The sequence below is a fragment of the Archangium sp. genome (assembly GCF_036388035.1).
Classification (GTDB): domain Bacteria; phylum Myxococcota; class Myxococcia; order Myxococcales; family Myxococcaceae; genus Archangium.
This window is the reverse complement of sequence record NZ_DASVSO010000169.1, coordinates 1-2,082: the sequence shown is the minus strand read 5'-3', so window position 1 is coordinate 2,082 and position 2,082 is coordinate 1. Positions and strand designations below refer to the sequence as shown.

Below are 2,082 nucleotides of genomic sequence, written 5' to 3'. Positions count from 1 at the left end.
CGGTACACCACTTCTAGTCGACTAGAAGTGGTGTACCGGCCCGCGTCAGAGGGCGCCGGGGGGTGAGGCGGAGGCCTCCGTCTCCAGCTCCTCCTCCTCGGCGGCCAGGGCGGCCTCGTCGGAGGTGGCATCCAGGGTGCTCTTCTCCCGCGACAGCAGCTGGATGGCGCGCTCCTGGAACTCCTCGGGCACCATGATCACCCACCAGGGCTCCAGCGCCCCCGTGGTGAGCACATCCACCGTGCCCGTGCGCCGGGGCCGCGAGAAGACGGGGATGCGTTCCTTTTCCAACAACGCGACGAAGTCATCCGCCGTGAGCGGATCCTCCGCCGTGGCCGCCCGGACGAACTTCTGCGTGTCCTGCTCCCGGGTCAACGCGACATGGTGCTGACGCATCGTCTCCGCGTCCACCAGGGCGTTTCCCGGACAGTCCGCACACTCCTTCACGCCGTCCTGGTATTCGGAACCGCACTGCATGCAATACTTCATCGTGCCCTCCCTCCAGGAACATCACCCTGGCAACCAGGCTCGAAGTTAGCACGCGCCCCTTCAGTGCCTGGCTGCTTCCCCGAGACTTCCGACAGCGGCTGACAACCGTTCGACATCAATGGGCTTGCGCAGCACCACGTCGCAACAGTCGGACTCCACGTCGGTATAGCCGGAGACGAGGATGACGCCGGCCTTGGGCTGGCGGGTCTTCACCTCGTGGGCGAGCGCGGTGCCACACATCCCGGGTAGGGACTCGTCGGTGATGACCACGTCGGGGTGATCATCCTCGAACGCCCTCAGCCCCGCGGGACCGTCTGGCGCCGTGATGACGTCGAAGTCCGCCTCGAGGATTTCCGCGAGGAGTTCCCGGCTGTCGCCGTCATCCTCGACCAGCAACACCTTGATTCGCTCTCCCATGCGACTACAGGAACGCGGAGGGCGCGCCGAATCGTCCGCGCCGGCCCAACGCTCCGTCCCTGGCCTGGAGGGCGAGCGAGGGGACGAGCCCCATCGCCGCTCACCGAATGCTTCCGGGCTGACCATCTTCAGGGCTCAAGGGAGGTGACGCCATGAAGGTGTTGATGCGAGGAGTCCATCTGACGTTGACGGACTCGCTGCGGGACTACGTGACGCAGCATCTGGTGGAGCCCCTCGTCAAGTACATCGACGACGAGGCGACCGAGATCGATATCGCCCTGGTGGACATCAACGGTCCCAAGGGTGGCGTGGACCAGGAGTGCCGGGTGACGGTGCGGATGCCCGGCTTCTCGGGCATGCACGTCACGGAGACGGCGGAGACGATGTTCAACGCCATCGACACGGCGCGTGACACGCTGGAGAAGGTGGTGACGCGCACCATCGAGAAGCGCCGGGAGGCGAGCAGCCAGGGCCTCCCCGAGGACGTCCGCTTCTAGTGGACAAAAAGGAGCCCGGAGACCCCTCGGCGGGTGTCCGGGCTCCCAGGCGGGCCCTCCCGGTTTCTTGCTGGCCCCGAGCGGTGGACGCTATAAGCGAAACCCTCCACCCCCGGGCTAAAGGACGGCGATGGTCCGCCTCAAGTTCTTCCTCTTCGCACTCCTGGTCCTCGGACTCGGAGTGGCTCACCTTCCCCTGGTGTCGGGCCCGCTGAGTGCTCGCGCCACGGAGGGGGCACCCGCCCAGGCCGCGGCCGCCATCTCCGAGGTGGCCCGGGCCCTCGAGGCGCGCCGGCCGCTCGTGCAGACCCTGGCGCTGAAGCTGGCCGCGAGCCCGGAGGTAGCCACCGCCGTGCAGCCCCGGGTGGTGCCCCTGCCCAAGGGCAAGGGCATCCGCATCGAGGAGCCTCCCATCGAGGAGCGCTTCTCCGGCCTGCGCGCCGCCGCCAAGGGCCTCGTGCCCGAGGTGCTCCAGGGCTCCGTCGTCCTCGCGCTCGTCACCCATGACGCCGCGCTGTACGCGCGCGCCGACGGCGAGCCCGTCTCGGACGACAAGCTCAACGTGCAGGAGCTGCTGAAGGCCGGCGGCGAGGGCGTGCTGGTGGACGCGTTCGACGCGCCCCACGTCTTCTTCTCCGTGCCCGTGCTGTGGAATCCCGAGGGCAGCCAGTCGCAGGTG

3 protein-coding genes and 1 pseudogene are annotated in these 2,082 nt (G+C 68.1%); 2 read left to right on the top strand and 2 right to left on the bottom strand.

Annotation, left to right across the window (positions count from 1 at the left end; translation table 11 throughout):
- Positions 1-45: 45 nt before the first annotated feature.
- On the bottom strand, positions 46-489 hold the full coding sequence (locus tag VF697_RS07515) for a hypothetical protein (protein ID WP_331092814.1): 444 nt from the start codon (positions 487-489) through the stop codon (positions 46-48).
- Positions 490-549: 60 nt separating this feature from the next.
- Positions 550-906, bottom strand: coding sequence for a response regulator (locus VF697_RS07510; protein ID WP_331092813.1), 357 nt, complete (start codon positions 904-906; stop codon positions 550-552).
- Positions 907-1,058: 152 nt separating this feature from the next.
- Between VF697_RS07510 and hpf the strand changes: the two genes are divergently transcribed.
- Both hpf and VF697_RS07500 read left to right on the top strand, forming a co-directional pair.
- Positions 1,059-1,403, top strand: coding sequence for a ribosome hibernation-promoting factor, HPF/YfiA family (hpf, locus tag VF697_RS07505; RefSeq protein WP_331092812.1), 345 nt, complete (start codon positions 1,059-1,061; stop codon positions 1,401-1,403).
- A 130-nt stretch (positions 1,404-1,533) separates the two neighbouring features.
- Positions 1,534-2,082: pseudogene (locus VF697_RS07500) on the top strand (cell division protein FtsK); the annotation flags it as partial.